Genomic DNA, 13,450 nt, shown 5'->3' with positions numbered 1-13,450 from the left:
TCGGCAACGTTGTCGGACAACCCGGCGAACCGGGCATTCCGGAGGTCCAGGGAGCCGGTGTGCTGTCAACCTGCGCACTCGCGTAGGAAATCAATGTCCGATGCTGCGGACGAGTGGTGCGGGACGCATTCTTCGGGACGCCAATTGATACGACCTTGGTGGCCTCGGTGATGTGTCGTACGCTCGGAGTCGCCTGAATTCTTTTGCGGGAGAGGAAAGAAGAATGGGCGTCACACGCGTCGTCGTGTGTTGTGCGGACTTCATCGCGAGAACCGGCGTCGTCATCTCCCTGCGTTCCTTCCCCGAGGTCGAGGTGCGCGAGGAGGCGGCGCTGGCCGCGGCCGCGGCGCGGCAGGGGGCGGACGTGGTCGTCGCCGTCGCCGACCGGCTCTCCGTGGACGTGGCCGCGGCGTTGCGGCAGCTGCGGCAGCTCCTCGACCGGCCGGTCGTCCTGGTGGTGCGGGAGGTCGAGCAGGTCGACGTGGTGCTGGCGGTCGACTGCAACGTCGTGGCCGTCCTGCCCGCCGCCGAGTTCACCGCCGACCGGCTGCACACCGCGGTGCTCACCGCGGCCCGCGGCGGCGCGGTGCTGCCGTTCGCGCTGGCCGGCGACCTCGTCCGGCACGTCCGGCGGGTGCACGCGGAGCTGCTCGACCCCCACGGCCTGCGCGCCTCCGGGCTCAAGCCCAGGGAGGTGGAGGTCATCGAGCTCATGGCCGACGGGCACGACACCGCGGAGATCGCCGCCAAGCTGAGCGCCTCCGAGCGGTCGGTCAAGAAGCTGATCCACAACGTCACGAGCAGGCTCAACCTGCGCAACCGGCCGCACGCGGTGGCCTACGCGCTGCGCCACGGCGTGATCTGAGCCCGCAGTCCGGCAGTGCCGCCGGTTCCCCGTGTTCTCGACGCTTTCGACGTTCCGACGTGAGGTGCAGCGATGGTCGCGGCGACGGTCCTGGTGCAGGCGCGGGACCCGATCACCCGTGCTGGGCTGGTCGGTTTCCTGCGCGCGAGGAGGGAGGTCGAGGCGCACGGCGACCCCTACGACCGCTACGACGTGGCGGTCGTGGGGGCGAGGCGGTTCTCCGCCGAGGTCGCGGCCGAGGTGTACGGGGTGACGGCGGGCACCGTGCCGGCGGTCCTGGTCGTCGACGAGATCGGCACCGCGGACCTGAGGTCGGTCGGGACCAACGTGGTCACCGTGCTGTCCCGGCGCCGGATGACCGGTGCCGAGCTGGTCCGCGCCGTGCTGGCCGCGGTGGTGAGCGGCGACGAGACGCTGGGCGAGCGGCGCAGGCGGCTCGCCGAGCAGGTCGAGGCGATCACCCGCGCCCCGGCCGGCGCCGCGGAGGCGGAGTTCACCCAGCGGGAGGTCGAGGTGCTGCGGCTCACCGCGGAGGGGTGCAGCACGGCCGAGATCTCCGCGCGGCTGCACCTGTCGGAACGGTCGATCAAGCAGACCGTCTTCGGCATCACGACCCGGCTGAACTTCCGCAACCGGTCCCACGCCGTGGCCTACGCGCTCAGAACCGGGGTGATCTGACCGCCGCCGCCCCGCCCACAGGTGAGGTCTCCGATGAGTACCCATGAGCGCAGCGTGCCCTTCGCGGGCGACGCGCTGGAGGCGGCCGCGGCACTGGCCCGCACAGCCGCTGAACCGCACGTCGTCCACGAGAACGGCGCCACCGTGCACTTCGCGGAGGGCGAGGCCGAGACGGTCACCGGCGGGCTCGCCGACGTGGCCCGCCTGGCCGGGCGCACCGCCTACGGCTGGGTGTCGTTCGAACGCACCGGCCACCTCGCCGTGCCGCGCGCCGAGGTCCGGTTCGCCGACGGCACGGCGGTGCTGCGCGCGGACGACGAGGCCGCGCTGGACGTGCTGGAGAAGCGGCTCGCCGACGTGTCCACTGTGGACGTGGTCGAGGCCGGGGTGCGCGCACCGGTGGAGACGCACGGTGCCGAGGAGTACCGCTCGGCGGTCGGCGCGGCGGTGGCCGACATCCGGGCGGGCCTGCTGGACCGGGTGGTGCTGTCCAGGACCGTGCCGGTGCCGGGGGAGGTCGACTTCGCGGCGACCTACCTGGCCGGGCGGCGCGGTGGCGACCCGGCGCGGTCGGCCCTGCTGCGCCTCGGCGGCTGGGAGGTCCTCGGTTTCGACCCCGAGGTCGTGACGAGGGTCGACACCGCCCGAGGCCTCGTGACGCAGGCGCTGGCACCGTCGAGCGGCGACCCGGTGTTCGACGTGGCGTGGCGGGAGGAACCGAGCCGTGCCGCCGGTGCGGTGTTCGAGCGCGCGGTCGCGGTGCGCCTGGCCGCCGCCGAACTGGCCGGCGTGTGCGAACCGGGTTCGGTGCGGGTGGCGCGGTTCCCGGCCGCCGAGGTCACCGGCGCGCTGTCGGCCGGCCGCACGTCGTGGGACGCGCTGGCCGCGCTGCTGCCCGCCGTCACGGCCTCGGGGGTGCCGAAGGCGCGGGCGTGCGCGTTGATCGACCGGGTCGAACCCGAACGCGGCCTGTACGGCGGCGCTGTCGTCCTGGTCGAGCCGGACGGTTCGCTGGACGCGGTCCTGGTGCTGCGCGGTCTGTTCCGGCACGGCGGCCGCACGTGGCTGCGCGCCGGTGCGGACGTGGCGGCGAAACCCGGCTGTGCGCTGGAGGAGACGACCGAGAAGCTGCGCAGCGTCTCCCGCTTCCTGGTTCCGTTGTGCGCGTAGGGGCGTGGGCGAGGGGAGACGTGGACACCTTCCTGTGGCGGGACGGCCGGCTGGCCGAGGACTCCGGTGAAGCCGCGCTGCTGGTGGCGGACTCGTGGCTGGTCTCGGACGGCGTGACGCGCGCACTCCCGTTGCACCACGCCAGGTTCGTGTCGTCGTGCGAGCGCGAGGCCGGGCTCGGCGCGGCGGCGGTGCGCCGGTTCCTGGACTCCGCAGCCGGTGCGGTGCCGCGCACCGGCCGCTGGTTCCCGCGCGTTGAGTGCGGTGCCGACCACCGGCTGCGGCTGCGGTTGCGACCGGCTCCCGAGCCGTCGGCGGAGGTGGTGCTGCTGCCGCACCCAGGCCCGGACCCGCGCCGCCACCCGCGGACGAAGGGGCCGGACCTGGTGGCGATGCAGGCGTTGCGCGTGTCGGCGGCCTCCTCCGGTGCGGACGAGGTGCTGCTGCGCACCGGCACCGGCACGGTCCTGGAGGGCGCGCTCAGCTCGGTCGTGTGGTGGCGCGGGGACCTGCTGTGCGTTCCCGACCCGAGCCTGCCCGTGCTGGACAGCGTGACGCGCCGGTTGGTCGTGGACCTGGCCGGTCGGCAGGGCGTGGCGGTGCGGCCCGAGCGGTGCGATCTGGCCTCTTTGGACGGTCTGGAGGTGTGGAGCCTCGGCGCTCTGCACGGCATCCGCGCCGTGACCGGGTGGCGGGGGTGCGGGCTGACGGCCGGTCCCGCCGTGCGGGCGGACGAGTGGCGCGCGCTGCTGTGACCCGGACTCACCCCTCGGGCTGAAGGACGCGGCCCAGCAACGCCGTGAGCTGCCGCAGCTCGCCCTCGTCCAGCCGGGCCAGCGGCGTGTTCTCCAGCGCGGCCCGCACCACCTCGTCCCGCACCCGCCGCCCCTTCGCGGTGAGGCTCAGCACCCGCGACCGCCGGTCCGCCGGGTCGACGCTGCGCTCCACGAGTCCCCGGTCGAGCAGCTGGCCGGTGACGAACGTGAGGTTCGGCGCGTTGCAGTGCAGCCGCTCGGTCATGACCTTCATCGACGGCGGCGGCTCTGCCGGGTCGATCGCCCACAGCGCCTGGAAGGTCGCGGTGGTCAGGCGGTGCTCGGCCAGCACCGGCCCGAGCCGGTCGGCCGTGCGCATCCACACGTCGTGGGTGGCGGCCAGTGCCGCGGTGAGGTCGGCCGCCGTCATACCGGCATCCTACCTTTGCTTCGAGTCTCGAAGTGTTCTGCTAGCGTGAGTACTTCGAGTCTCGAACTGGTGGAGGTTGTCGTGAGGCACGAGTACCGCGGTGTCACCGCACTGGTCACCGGCGCGTCCAAGGGGCTGGGCCGCGCGCTCACCCTCGACCTGGCACGCAGAGGAGCGCGCCCGGTCCTGCTGGCCCGCTCGGAGTCCGGCCTGCGCGAGCTCGCCGCCGAGATCGGGGGTGGCGAGGTCATCACCGCCGACCTCGCCACCCCCGACGGCCCGCGCCGGGTGCTCGCCGAGCTGCGCGCCCGGGACCTGACCGTCGACCTGCTCGTGAACAACGCCGGCGCGGGCAGCGCCGGCCCGTTCCTCGACCGCCCGCTCGAACCCCAGCTGCGGTCGCTGCACCTGAACGTCGCCGGCCTCGTCGAGCTGACCCACGCCATCGGCCGCGACCTGGTCGCACGCGGCACCGGCGGCATCGTGAACGTCTCCTCGACCGCCGGCTTCCAGCCCCTGCCCTACCAGGCCACCTACGCCGGCACGAAGGCGTTCGTCCTGTCGTTCACCGAGGCACTGGCCGAAGAGCTGCGCGGCACGGGCGTGCACGTCATGGCCGCCCACCCCGGTGCGATCGCGACCGGCTTCTTCGACGGCACCACGGCGTCGATCAACCCGCGCTTCGCCGACTCACCGGAGTCCGTCGCGCGCAGGCTGCTCGACGACTACGCCCGGCGCCGCACGGCGTCCTATCCCGGCCGGGGGCTGACCCGCGCGATCACGTGGGTGCCGCGCCTGCTGCCGCGTGCGGCGGTGGCGAAGGCGGCCGGGGCGATGAACCGCGGGCTGCGGCTGCACGAGGTGGTCGACGTCTGACCCGCCGGCCGCAGGCCGATCGCGGTGGCGCCGCGCCGCGTCGCGCACGAGGAGGAGCGGCCCCGCGACCGGGGCCGCTCACGTGGTCAGCAGTGGTCGAACGCGTAGCCGGGGTCGTTCGGCCCGACGAGGAAGCGGTCGCGCAACGTCGTGACGGCCGGGGTGTCCGGGTCCCCGCACACGTCCTCGAACGTGCCGCGCAGGTCGTCGGTGTACTCGACGTCCATGACGTTCTTCCCGTAGACGTCGCTGTAGGACGAGCACTCCTCCCAGCGGTGGCACTCCTCCGACACGGCGAAGTCGAAGCCGACCTGGGACTTCGCCTGGGCGGCCTGTTCCGCGGAGTTCTTCTGGCCGATCGCGAGGTTCCTGCCGTGCGCGCGGTCGGCCAAGAGCTTGGCGTAGGCGAGGTTGTCGCCCACGGTCAGCTTGCCGCGGGAACGCAGGTACGAGTCGAGGTTGTCGACCTCGACGGCCTCGAAGCCCTTGTTCGCGCACAGGTCGATGGTGGCGCCGATGATCGAGGCGAGCTCGGTGCGCTTGGCCGGGGTGGAGGTGTCGAGCAGGAACTCGTCCGGCCAGCCGGGGTCGACGACCGGGTTGCCGGAGGAGTCCTCGAGCAGCAGGTGCCTGCGCTGGTTCAGCCAGAGGCTCTTCTCACCGGGCTGGGTCTGGAACCCGTTGACGTAGCAGATCGAGTAGACGCTCGCGGGTGACGCGCTGCTGTCGCGGGTCACCAGGGTCACGCCGGCCGGAGGGGTGTAGGCCGCGCCGAGCTGGTAGTCGAGCACGCCGCTGGTCGGCGGCTTCTCGATGGCGGCGGCAGCGGACGGCTCGACCGCGGCGCCGGCCGAGGCCGGGGGACCGGCGGCGCAGGCGGTCAGCGCGGCCGCGGCGAGCGCGGCCCCGGCGAGGGCGCGGGCAGGGGAGGCCATGGACGCCACACTCCTTGATCGCTCAGTTGGTGATCGGATGTGAGCGACTGTAGCGACGAAGGCCTATTGAGACCGGTGGCCAATCACGTTTGATCAGATCAGTTGCTTATTTGATCGTTTCTAGTTCGGTGTCTGCCTTCGGTGCATCGTTTCGCGCCCAAACGGACACAATTTGTGCGCTATTCTGATCGAATGCGTCAAGAGCAGCGCCTCGCCACGATCCTGGAGAGGCTCGCCGAGTCGGGCTCGGTGACCGTCACCGAGCTGGCGGAGGACCTGGCCACGTCCGTCGCGTCGATCCGCCGCGACCTCCAGTCGCTGGAGGAGCAGAAGCTGCTCAAACGCACCCACGGCGGCGCGGTCGCGGCCGAGGTGATCTACGAGCTGCCGCTGCGCTACCGGGTGGGCCGGCGCGAGGAGAAGCGCCAGATCGCCGAGGCCGCCGCGAGGTTCGTGACCGGGTCCGTCCACTCGGTCGGCCTCAACGGCGGCACGACCACCACCGAGCTGGCCCGCCTGCTCGCGGTCGGCCGCCAGCTCAAGATCGTGACGAACGCCCTCAACATCGCCTCCGACCTGTGCCCCCGCCCGACCATCGACCTGGTGGTCACCGGCGGTGGCGTGCGCCCGGAGAGCTACGAGCTCGTCGGCCCGATCGCCGACCGCGCGCTCGCGGGCATCAGCCTGGACGTGGTGTTCCTCGGCGTGGACGGCATCGACGCCCGCGGCGGCATCACCACCCACGACGAGGTCGAGGCCCACACCGACCACTGCCTGCTGCGCACCGCCGACCGCGTGGTCGTGCTCGCCGACGGGTCGAAGGTGGGCAAGCGCGCGTTCTCCCGCATCGCCGCGATCACCGACGTGCACGTGGTGGTCACGGACTCCTCCGCCCCGGCCGCGGACCTCGACCGCCTGCGCGCGGCCGGTGTCGAGGTCGTCGTCGCCTGACCCCACCGCCGTCGTCGTCCTCCTCAGTCCCCGGTGCCGACGAGGACGACGACCTTGCCGGCCACCGCACCCGCGGCGTGCAGCGCGGGCAGCTCGGCGAGCGGCACCCGCTGACCGACGTCGATGAGCAGCTCGCCGCGGTCGACCAGCCCGACCAGCCGCGCCAGCTGCTCGGCGTCGCTGCGGACGTAGAGGTCGATGCCGCGCACGTCGCGTGCCTCGTCGGAGGGCGCGGGCATCCACACCGTGGTGTTCACGACGACCCCGCCCGGTCGCACCAGCGTGACGAGCGCGGCCAGTTCCTCCGGGGCGACCGGCGCCAGGTTGAGCACGAGGTCGACCGGCTCGGTGACCGCCGAGGTCACGCTCGTGGCGGTGTGGTCGACGACCTCGTCGGCCCCGGCAGTACGCACGGCCTCGGCGCTGCGCGGGCTGGCCGTGGCGATGACGTGCGCACCGGCACCCTTGGCCAGCTGCACGGCGTGCCCGCCGACCGCTCCACCCGCACCGTTGACCAGCACCCGTTGCCCGGCCTTCAGCCGGCCGTGGTCGAACAGCGCCTGCCACGCGGTAAGCCCCACCACGGGCAGTGCGGCGGCATCGGCCAACGGAATCCCCTTGGGTGCCCGTGCCAGCGCTTCCGCCGGTGCGAGCGCGTACTCGGCGGACGCACCCGGCTTGGTCATCGGCAGGAAGGCGACAACTTCGTCACCGACGGACCAGCCGGTCACGCCCTCGCCGAGCGCGTCGACCGTGCCGGCGACGTCGAGACCGGGCGTGTGCGGCAGCTCCACCGGGATCGCCCCCTGCATGAAGCCGGCGCGGATGTTGCCGTCGACGGAGTTGAACGACGTGGCGGCCACCCGGACCCGCACCTCGCCGGCACCGGGCTGCGGCTGCTCCACGTCCTCGTGGCGCAGGACCTCGGGGCCGCCGTACTCGTGGAAACGCACTGCCTTCATGGCTCTCCCACTTCCGCTGTTGTGCTTCGAACTCGAAGCAACTGAGGACGACGCTACAGCCTGCTTCGAATTCGAAGCAAGAGATGTGCTCGCTGTCACTTCGAATTCGAAGCAGTAGACTGCCGGGCATGCCCGCCCCACCGCCGTCGCTCGACCCGGCCCAGCTCGGCGCGTACTTCACGCTCGTCGAGGTGACGAGCCTGCTGCGGCACGCGGTCGAGCAACAGCTGAAGGAGGCCGGCGACCTCAGCTACGTGCAGTTCCAACTGCTGGCCCGCCTCGGCGACGCGCCCACCGGCAGCCACCGCATGACCGACCTCGCCGACGGCGTCGTCTACAGCCGCAGCGGCCTGACCTACCAGGTCGGCCTGCTGGAGAAGGCGGGCCTGGTCACCCGCACGCAGTCACCCGACGACGAACGCGGCGTCACGGTCACCATCACCGACACCGGCCGCACCCTGCTCGCGCAGGTGCTGCCCGGTCACATCGAGGTGGTCAGCGGCCTGCTCTTCGACCGCCTGTCGCCCGACGACGTCCAGACCCTCGCGGACCTGCTGACCCCGGTCCGCGACCACATGCGCGCGGCCCCGCCCCGTTCCGCGGCACCGCGCCGGCGCAAGCGTTGACCAACATGCCTACAGGCCGGTGATCAGGAGGTCCGGTACTCGCCGACCCACGAGCCGAGTAGCAGGTGCTTGGGCAGGTAGTCCGATTCGACCTCGACGTTCAGCCCGGAGTCCTTCGCGATGCACGCGAGTCCGAGCAGAGCCAACGCGATCAGACCGCGCGGATCGTCCGCCAGCTTGCTGTCTGCGGTGAAGTAAGCCTTGTGCTGTTCGAGGGCCTGCGCGAGCGCTTCGTTGAACTCGCGTTCGTGGTTGCTGCGCACCATGTTCAGGAACGTGTTCATCACCGGGAAGGCAAGGCGCAGCGCGTAGTCCGGCGTGCTGACCCTCAGCCGTTCGGGGTCGGTCGCGGCCATCGCCTCGGCCAGCGCTTCGGCCATGCCCGGCTCGCTCTTCGTGAACATTTGCAGCGTGCGGGCCCACAGTGCGTCGAGCTCCTCGTACTGGTTACCCGACGCCTTGATGATGTCCAACGGGAACGAGGCGAGCAGGTCGATGCACTTCCTGTCGCGGACGATCACCGCGAGCCAGAAGGCGTCCAGCCACCGCTTGAAGTTCGCGAACTCCACCGGCCCGGTCGCCGGGATGTGGACCGTCCGCTCGCCGATCAACCACTCGACGGTGCCTTCAGTGGCGCCGGCCGCAGCGTAGATCCCGGTGGTGACCTGCATCGCCTGGACAACGGCGTCCCACGTCGTCAGGTTCTCCGCGGTCGGGTCGAGCACCGTGGCGTAGCCGATCCGGTCGACCGCGCCCATCTGCAGCACGGGCAGGCGCGCGGCCGACTGCTCGACGCTCGCCGCACCTTCCGGAACAACGGTGACGTAATACTCCAGCTGCTCCTCAGCCCACTCGGCGTCGGTGGGATGCCGGGGGACCTTCATCGTTCAGCCACCGCTCGAAAGCACAGATTTCAGGAACACGGAGAACGGTCACGAAGTCCGGTACTCGCCGACCCACGAGCCGAGTAGCAGGTGCTTGGGCAGGTAGTCCGACTCGACCTCGACGTTCAACCCGGAGTCCTTGGCGATGCACGCGAGCCCGAGCGGAGCCAGCGCGACGAACCCGCGCGGGTTGTCGGCGAGTTCGCTGTTCTCCGTCCAGTAGGCCTTGAACTGTTCCAGCGCCTGCACAAGAGCCTCGTTGAACTCGCGTTCGTGGTTGCTGCGCACCATGTTCAGGAACGCGTTCATCACCGGGAAGGCAAGGCGCAGCGCGTAGTCCGGCGTGCTGACCCTCAGCCGTTCAGGATTGGTCGCGGCCATCGCCTCGGACAGCGCCTCGGCCATGCCCGGCTCGCTCTTCGTGAACATCTGCAAGGTGCGGGCCCACAACGCGTCGGACTCCTCGTACTGGCCGACCGACTCCTTGATCATGTCCAACGGGAACGAGGCGAGCAGGTCGAGGCACTTCTTGTCGCGGACGATCGCCGCGAGCCAGAAAGCGTCCAGCCACCGCTTGAAGTTCGCGTAGTGCACCGGCCCGGTCGCGGGGATGTGGACCGTCCGCTCGCCGATCAGCCACTCGACGGTGCCCTCGGTGGCGCCGGCCGCGGCGAAGATGCCGGTGGTCACCTGCATCGCCTGCACCACGGCGTCCCAGGTGGTCAGGTTCTCCGCGGTGGGGTCGAGCACCGTGGCGTAGCCGAGGCGGCTGAGCGCAGCGGGGTGCAGCACGCTCAGTCGTTCGGTCGACTGCTCGACGCTCGGCGCGCCCTCCGGAACGACCGTGACGTAGTACTCCAGCTGCTCCTCAGCCCACTCCGCGTCGGTCAGATGACGCTGCACGGTGACCACCTGGAAACTCACTCTCCTGCGGGGTTTGGGGCTTCAGTCACTGGAACTTCTTCATCGTGTACCCATCGTAGACGTCACGGGTGCCGGTGCCACCGGGGACGGCTTCCGTCTTGACCTGTGCCTTGACGTGCACGTATTCCGCGTTGTCCGGGTAGCCCGACATGATCTTCCGCGCGAGGTCGCGTTCTGTCTTCAGCGCGTCCTTGTGCGCCTGGATGTCCGCGTCGGTCGCGCCGTTGGCACGCATCTTCGCTTCGAGCTCCGGCGTCAGTCGCTTGTCGACCATCTCCTGGAGGATGCTCTTCGCGTACTCGGGGTGGCCCTGCATGTAGAGCTCGCCGTCCAACCCGCGGCGCGGCGTGAGCGTGCCATTCGGGCCCTTCGCCTCGACCAGGACGTACTTGGTGCCGCCGTTGCCGTCGGGCACCTCCCAGATCTGGTCGAACCGGCCCGACCCGCCGAGGTTCGGGTCCAGCCGGGTGGCCGGCGAACCGAACTCGACCGGGATGGCGTTCTCGCCGGCGAGGTCGCCGAGGCGTTCGCCTTCGTTGGTCTGCCGCTCGAAGGCGTCCCGCTTGGCCTCCGCGGTCTCGTCGGTGGGTGCGCTGTCGTGGTCCTTCTTGGCCTGGTCGAGGTCCTCGATCGCCTTCTGGCGGTCGGTGACGACCTTCTCGACGTCCCTGTCGGGGTGGCCGCGGTTGGCGTCGACGAAGTCGTCGACCTCCTGCTCGCCCGCCCTGCGGTTGGAGGCCCAGTCCTTGTTCGGGTTGTCCGGGTCCGGCTGGTACTTCCCGCTGGTCGGGGTCTCCTTGTCGGTCTCGATGAACTGGCCGTCCTTCTCGCGGATCTTCGGGACGGGATCGCCGGAGGCGTCCTCCTCGCCGATCTTCTTGCGGTGCCAGCCGTCGGCGCGCTCGTCGTAGTACTTCGCGCGGTACTCCGGATCTTGGATCCGGTCCTTCATCGGGATGTTGTTCTCGGGCTTCTCGACCTCGACGACGTTGGTCTGGTCGACCTTGCCCGGCCGGTCCTTGGCATCGGTGGGGTCGAGGCCGTCCTTGTCCTTCGGGTCGGTGCCGGGTGCGAACCCGTCCTCGCTCGCCTTGGACTTCGTGCCGTCCGGGTGGTGGGTCTCCCACTCGCCGTTCGGCGGGATCTTCGGCTGGCGGGTGCCGTCAGGGCCGATCTCCGCGTCACTGGTGAACACCCGGCCCCGGCTGTCCGTCCAAGCGGGCTTGGTCGGCGCGACCACCGGTGCGTCGAGGTGCTTCGACAGCTGCTGGGCGAAGTCGTTGCTGCCCGCGTTGCAGCCGATCAGCCGGACGGGCTTGCTGCCGTCGTACCCGCCGCGGCGCAGCATGTCCGCGTACTCGGCGGGCGTGTAGTCGTGCCCGCCGATGCGAGCCCGGCCGTCCGGCGTGATGTGGACGTCCGCCGTGAAGAACCGCGGGTCGTTCGGCACGCGGTGCGGCAGGTCGCCCATGTCCGGGTCACCGCCGTGGTGCGACACACCGGCGGGCGTCTGCTCGGCGTGGCGCTCGTGCGCGGTGGCCGGGTCGGGCCGCTCGTCGGCGTGGCTGGTGGGCGTGTCGCCGTCCGGTCGGCCGTCCGCGTCGTGGTGGCCGGGGCCGTCGGGCTTGTTCGCGTCGGGGTGCGTCCCATCCGGACGACTGCCGTCGGGGTGAGTGCCGTCTGGCCTGCTGTCGGGACGGGTTCCGTCGAGACGAGCGCCGTCGGGGTGGATGCTGCCGGGATGCGTGCCGTCAGGACGAGTGCCGTCCGGGCGGGACGTGTCGGGGCGGGAGCCGTCGGGACGGTTGTGGGGCTGGCCGGGTGCGTCGGGGCGCTGGCCGGGGTGCGTCGTGGGGTTGTCGAAGCCGCGGGGGCGTGCGCCGTCGGGGTGGTTGGGGCCTGGACGGTGCGGTGTGGGGGAGTCCGGCCTGCTCGGGCCGTTGGGGTGGCCGCCGGGGGCGTCGGTGCGTGGGCGTGAGGCGTCCGGGCGGGGGCTGTCGGGGCGTGATCCCGGGGCGTCGGGGCGTCCGCCGGGGCTGTGGGTGCCTGGGGTGTGCGGGGTGCCGGCGTGCGGGGCGTTCGGGCTGCCGGGGGACGGCGAGAAGCCCTGCTGCTGGGGCACGTGCGGGCTGTTCGGGGAGTTCGGGGTGGTGTGCGGGGCGTCGGCGTGGGGGGTGGCCGACTGCGGGCGGGTTGGCACGTCCGTGCGGCCTGCGGCCGAGGTCGTTCCCGGGCCCTGCGGTGCGTCGGGGGAGTGCGGGGCGTTCGGGCTGTGCGGTGCGCCGGGGCCCGAAGGCGCGTGCGGGGTGGAGGGGCCGCCGTGGGGCGCGCTCGGTGCCGAGAGTGCGTTCGGTGCCGACGGGCCGTTGTGGGGCGCGCTCGGGCTGTGGGGCGCACTTGGTGCCGAGGGTGCGTTCGGTGCCGAGGGGGTGCTGGGGCTGTGAGGGGCGCTCGGAGCCGAAGGCGCGCTCGGGCCGCCGTGGGGAGCGGTTGGGCTGTGCGGGGTTACTGGGCTGGAAGGCGCGTTCGGCGACGACGGGGTGTTCGGGCTGTGCGGCGCGTTGGGAGTGCTGGGAGCCGACGGCGCGGTGGGACCGCTGTGGGGCGCGCTCGGGGCCGAAGGTGCGCTCGGGGTGCCCGCGTGCGGCGCGGAGGGTGCGCTGGGCGAGTGCGGGGTGTTCGGGGAGGACGGGCTGAAGTTCGGCTGCGACGGCGCGGACGGGCGGGCCGAGGAAGGTGACGTGTCCGGTGTGCGCTGGGACGGCATGCCGGAGCCGGTGTCGCCGCGGGAGCCGGGGGTGCCGGTCCAGCCCTGGTTGCCGGGGCGTCCTGCGGCGGGGGAGGACGGGGTGTTGCCGCCGGCGTTCGGGGTGCTGCCCATCGGGCCCGACTGGGACGACGACGGGGTGGTGTCCGGAGTGCGCGGGGGCTGCGGGGCGTGGGGGACGTCCGTGCGCGGCGGGGCCTCGGGGGTGGCGACCGAGGACTGGGTGGTCTGGCCGGTGTTGCGCGGAGGTGCTGCCGGGGTGTCCGGAGTGGACGGGGCATCCGGCGTGCGGGACGGGCTCGGGGTCGACGACGGCGACGAGCCGTCGGGAGCGCGCGAAGGGCCGTCCGGAGTCGACGACGGTGACGAGGGAGAAGAAGGTGACGACGGTGACGAGGGAGACGACGGCGACGGCGAGCTGTCCGGAGACGAAGGCGACGAGGGTGAAGACGGCGAGGACGGCGAAGACGGCGAAGACGGTGAAGAGGGCGAAGACGGTGAAGAGGGCGAAGACGGTGAAGAGGGCGAAGACGGTGAGGAGGGCGAAGAGTCCGGAGTGGACGAAGACGGCGAACCGGAGTGCGACCCCGACGGAGACCCGGACGGCGTCAGGTCCGGAGAGTTCGT

14 protein-coding genes and 1 pseudogene are annotated in these 13,450 nt (G+C 71.9%); 9 read left to right on the top strand and 6 right to left on the bottom strand.

Annotation, left to right across the window (positions count from 1 at the left end):
- Positions 1 to 223 precede the first annotated feature (223 nt).
- From ACZ7CF_RS29385 to ACZ7CF_RS29370, 4 genes are all read left to right on the top strand, one after another.
- Positions 224 to 865, top strand: a complete 642-nt coding sequence (locus ACZ7CF_RS29385) for a LuxR C-terminal-related transcriptional regulator (RefSeq protein WP_360393279.1) — start codon at positions 224 to 226, stop codon at positions 863 to 865.
- Between the two features lie 72 nt (positions 866 to 937).
- Positions 938 to 1,543, top strand: a complete 606-nt coding sequence (locus tag ACZ7CF_RS29380) for a helix-turn-helix transcriptional regulator (RefSeq protein WP_360393282.1) — start codon at positions 938 to 940, stop codon at positions 1,541 to 1,543.
- Between the two features lie 33 nt (positions 1,544 to 1,576).
- Positions 1,577 to 2,713, top strand: coding sequence for a chorismate-binding protein (locus ACZ7CF_RS29375; protein ID WP_470371072.1), 1,137 nt, complete (start codon positions 1,577 to 1,579; stop codon positions 2,711 to 2,713).
- Between the two features lie 20 nt (positions 2,714 to 2,733).
- Complete coding sequence (locus tag ACZ7CF_RS29370; RefSeq protein WP_470371071.1) at positions 2,734 to 3,468, top strand: aminotransferase class IV; 735 nt, start codon at positions 2,734 to 2,736, stop codon at positions 3,466 to 3,468.
- A 7-nt stretch (positions 3,469 to 3,475) separates the two neighbouring features.
- Here ACZ7CF_RS29370 and ACZ7CF_RS29365 read toward each other — a convergent pair whose 3' ends face one another.
- Positions 3,476 to 3,898, bottom strand: coding sequence for a MarR family winged helix-turn-helix transcriptional regulator (locus ACZ7CF_RS29365; protein ID WP_458431533.1), 423 nt, complete (start codon positions 3,896 to 3,898; stop codon positions 3,476 to 3,478).
- An 81-nt stretch (positions 3,899 to 3,979) separates the two neighbouring features.
- Between ACZ7CF_RS29365 and ACZ7CF_RS29360 the strand changes: the two genes are divergently transcribed.
- Complete coding sequence (locus ACZ7CF_RS29360; RefSeq protein ID WP_360393294.1) at positions 3,980 to 4,774, top strand: SDR family NAD(P)-dependent oxidoreductase; 795 nt, start codon at positions 3,980 to 3,982, stop codon at positions 4,772 to 4,774.
- A gap of 86 nt (positions 4,775 to 4,860) precedes the next feature.
- On the opposite strand, the gene ACZ7CF_RS29355 is transcribed toward ACZ7CF_RS29360, so the two are convergent.
- Positions 4,861 to 5,709: an endo alpha-1,4 polygalactosaminidase gene (locus ACZ7CF_RS29355; RefSeq protein WP_470371070.1), complete on the bottom strand. Its 849-nt coding sequence runs from the start codon at positions 5,707 to 5,709 to the stop codon at positions 4,861 to 4,863.
- A 192-nt stretch (positions 5,710 to 5,901) separates the two neighbouring features.
- Here ACZ7CF_RS29355 and ACZ7CF_RS29350 point away from each other — a divergent pair, with 192 nt between their 5' ends.
- Entirely contained in the window at positions 5,902 to 6,660 is a 759-nt protein-coding gene (locus ACZ7CF_RS29350; protein WP_470371069.1) for a DeoR/GlpR family DNA-binding transcription regulator, read from the top strand.
- Between the two features lie 23 nt (positions 6,661 to 6,683).
- Here the strand turns inward: ACZ7CF_RS29350 and ACZ7CF_RS29345 are convergent, their stop codons facing one another.
- Complete coding sequence (locus tag ACZ7CF_RS29345) at positions 6,684 to 7,622, bottom strand: NADP-dependent oxidoreductase (protein WP_470371068.1); 939 nt, start codon at positions 7,620 to 7,622, stop codon at positions 6,684 to 6,686.
- A gap of 128 nt (positions 7,623 to 7,750) precedes the next feature.
- Between ACZ7CF_RS29345 and ACZ7CF_RS29340 the strand changes: the two genes are divergently transcribed.
- Complete coding sequence (locus tag ACZ7CF_RS29340; RefSeq protein WP_360393303.1) at positions 7,751 to 8,248, top strand: MarR family winged helix-turn-helix transcriptional regulator; 498 nt, start codon at positions 7,751 to 7,753, stop codon at positions 8,246 to 8,248.
- A gap of 23 nt (positions 8,249 to 8,271) precedes the next feature.
- Here the strand turns inward: ACZ7CF_RS29340 and ACZ7CF_RS29335 are convergent, their stop codons facing one another.
- From ACZ7CF_RS29335 to ACZ7CF_RS29325, 3 genes are read right to left on the bottom strand one after another with little or no spacing between them, the layout of a single operon-like run.
- On the bottom strand, positions 8,272 to 9,132 hold the full coding sequence (locus ACZ7CF_RS29335) for an immunity 49 family protein (RefSeq protein ID WP_470371067.1): 861 nt from the start codon (positions 9,130 to 9,132) through the stop codon (positions 8,272 to 8,274).
- Positions 9,133 to 9,180: 48 nt separating this feature from the next.
- Positions 9,181 to 10,035, bottom strand: a complete 855-nt coding sequence (locus ACZ7CF_RS29330) for an immunity 49 family protein (protein ID WP_470371066.1) — start codon at positions 10,033 to 10,035, stop codon at positions 9,181 to 9,183.
- A 46-nt stretch (positions 10,036 to 10,081) separates the two neighbouring features.
- A complete protein-coding gene (locus tag ACZ7CF_RS29325; RefSeq protein ID WP_470371065.1) occupies positions 10,082 to 12,256 on the bottom strand; it encodes a hypothetical protein in 2,175 nt (724 codons plus the stop codon).
- A gap of 4 nt (positions 12,257 to 12,260) precedes the next feature.
- On the opposite strand from ACZ7CF_RS29325, the gene ACZ7CF_RS29320 reads away from it, so the two are divergent.
- On the top strand, positions 12,261 to 12,500 hold the full coding sequence (locus ACZ7CF_RS29320) for a hypothetical protein (protein ID WP_470371064.1): 240 nt from the start codon (positions 12,261 to 12,263) through the stop codon (positions 12,498 to 12,500).
- Positions 12,501 to 12,596: 96 nt separating this feature from the next.
- Positions 12,597 to 13,450: pseudogene (locus ACZ7CF_RS29315) on the top strand (hypothetical protein); the annotation flags it as partial.

This window comes from Lentzea sp. NPDC036955 (genome assembly GCF_055608005.1).
This window is presented reverse-complemented; position numbering and strand designations above follow the sequence as displayed.

Excerpts from the sequence above, each read along its gene's own strand:
- ACZ7CF_RS29355 (WP_470371070.1), bottom strand. The coding sequence starts at position 5,709 with ATGGCCTCCCCTGCCCGCGCCCTCGCCGGGGCCGCGCTCGCCGCGGCC.
- ACZ7CF_RS29345 (WP_470371068.1), bottom strand. The coding sequence starts at position 7,622 with ATGAAGGCAGTGCGTTTCCACGAGTACGGCGGCCCCGAGGTCCTGCGC.
- ACZ7CF_RS29340 (WP_360393303.1), top strand. The coding sequence starts at position 7,751 with ATGCCCGCCCCACCGCCGTCGCTCGACCCGGCCCAGCTCGGCGCGTAC.
- ACZ7CF_RS29380 (WP_360393282.1), top strand. The coding sequence starts at position 938 with ATGGTCGCGGCGACGGTCCTGGTGCAGGCGCGGGACCCGATCACCCGT.
- ACZ7CF_RS29375 (WP_470371072.1), top strand. The coding sequence starts at position 1,577 with ATGAGTACCCATGAGCGCAGCGTGCCCTTCGCGGGCGACGCGCTGGAG.
- ACZ7CF_RS29350 (WP_470371069.1), top strand. The coding sequence starts at position 5,902 with ATGCGTCAAGAGCAGCGCCTCGCCACGATCCTGGAGAGGCTCGCCGAG.
- ACZ7CF_RS29365 (WP_458431533.1), bottom strand. The coding sequence starts at position 3,898 with ATGACGGCGGCCGACCTCACCGCGGCACTGGCCGCCACCCACGACGTG.
- ACZ7CF_RS29335 (WP_470371067.1), bottom strand. The coding sequence starts at position 9,132 with ATGAAGGTCCCCCGGCATCCCACCGACGCCGAGTGGGCTGAGGAGCAG.
- ACZ7CF_RS29385 (WP_360393279.1), top strand. The coding sequence starts at position 224 with ATGGGCGTCACACGCGTCGTCGTGTGTTGTGCGGACTTCATCGCGAGA.